Source organism: Limimaricola cinnabarinus LL-001 (assembly GCF_000466965.1).
In the GTDB taxonomy this organism is placed as follows: domain Bacteria; phylum Pseudomonadota; class Alphaproteobacteria; order Rhodobacterales; family Rhodobacteraceae; genus Limimaricola; species Limimaricola cinnabarinus.
The window spans coordinates 1-1,644 of record NZ_BATB01000146.1 but is presented as its reverse complement, the minus strand read 5'-3'; the positions used below and the strand labels follow the sequence as shown (position 1 = coordinate 1,644).

Annotated in this window: 2 pseudogenes; both read left to right on the top strand. The window is 64.4% G+C overall.

The features are described from left to right. Positions 1 to 165, top strand: a pseudogene (locus tag MBELCI_RS18750) (IS5/IS1182 family transposase); the annotation flags it as partial. A gap of 55 nt (positions 166 to 220) precedes the next feature. Further along, positions 221 to 1,492: pseudogene (locus tag MBELCI_RS18745) on the top strand (ISNCY family transposase); the annotation flags it as partial. Positions 1,493 to 1,644: the final 152 nt, after the last annotated feature.

The following is a 1,644-nucleotide window of genomic DNA, read 5'->3' as shown; positions in this document are numbered from 1 at the left end:
CACGTCCGAAGTCGGGTCGAGGCCCAGATGAACTGCCTGAAGCTCTTCAGCGAGAGGATCATGTCACGAGATCCCGACCGCCAAACCGCCGAAATCCAGATCCGCATCGCCATCATGAACCGCTTCTCGGCCCTTGGCAGGGCCGAGATCAAAGCTGTCCGCTGAAGAAAGGCGGGAAAGGGAGCGTCATGCTCAAAGCTGATTTGCGCAACATCGCCGTGCGCACCTGCTGGGGCTGACCCGGCGCCAGATCCTCCGGCTGCTCAAGCGGTATCGCGCGGATGGCGCGGCGGCGATCCGGCACCGGGCGCGCGGCCGTGCTCCGAACAACCGCATTCACGCCGCCAAGCGCGACTATGCCCTGTCGTTGATCCGCGAGAGCTATTCGGATTTCGGGCCGACGCTGGCGGCGGAACGGTTGCGGGACGACCACGGTCTGACGGTCTCGCGCGAGACGCTGCGAAAGTGGATGTTCGAGGACGGCTTGTGGCTGTCGCGCAAGCAGCGCCGGACTTTTCACCAGCCGCGCCTGCGCCGCGAATGTTTTGGCGAACTGATCCAGATCGACGGCTCGGAGCATCGCTGGTTCGAGGATCGCGGCGATCCCTGCACGCTGCTGGTCTTCATCGACGATGCCACCAGCACGCTGATGGAACTGCGCTTCGTCACCTCCGAGAGCACGTTCAGCTATTTCGAGGCACTGGAGCGCTACCTGGTGCAACATGGCCGCCCGGTCGCGTTCTACAGCGACAAGCACTCGGTGTTTCGGGTGCCCAAGCCCAGCAACCATATGACCGGCATGACCCAGTTCGGGCGGGCTCTGGCGGAGCTGCAGATCGAGATCCTGTGCGCCAATTCGAGCCAGGCCAAGGGCGGCGTGGAGCGCGCCAACCGCACGCTGCAGGACCGGCTGGTGAAGGAGCTGCGTCTGGCCGGCATCTCGGACATCGCGGCGGCGAACGCGTTCCTGCCGGGCTTCGTGGCGCGCTACAACGCGAAGTTCGCCAAGCCCGCCGCCAAGCCGGACAACCTGCACAGGCCGCTGAATGTCGCGCCGGATCGACTGGCCGAGATCTTCTGCCTGCGCGACAAGCGCCATGTCAGCAAGGATCTGACGCTGAAATACGACTACAAGCGCATCCGCTTGGAGGTGAACGAGATGACCCGCGACCTGATGGGCAAATACGCCGATACCTACGAATTTCCCGATGGCCACATCCAAGTCCGTCACAAGGGCATCATCCTACCCTGCACCATCTTCGACCCGCATCAGCAGCGCGTCACCCACGCCGCGATCACCGAGAGCAAGCACCTCGGCGCGGTGCTGGCCCATATCAAGCGGCAGCAGGATCAGGCTGTGGCCGCACCCGAGGTGCGCCCCGAAAGCGCCCGCACCGGGTATCGCAAGACCGGTCGCCGCAACGATGGCTGGAACTCGAAGCTGGCCCGGCGCGCTAAGGCCCGCGCAGCCGGTCAGGCCTCCGAGAATTGAGGTCTCCGCCCTGCCCGGCTGCGCTCCCGTCAGGACCACCAGCGACACTTCTGCTTTGCAGAGCCGGTGACAATTCTGCTTGGTTGCAACAGCTGCCGCCACCTGAGGCCGTTGTTCAGGGCCGACTAATTAGTTCGCCCTGAGCAACTCCC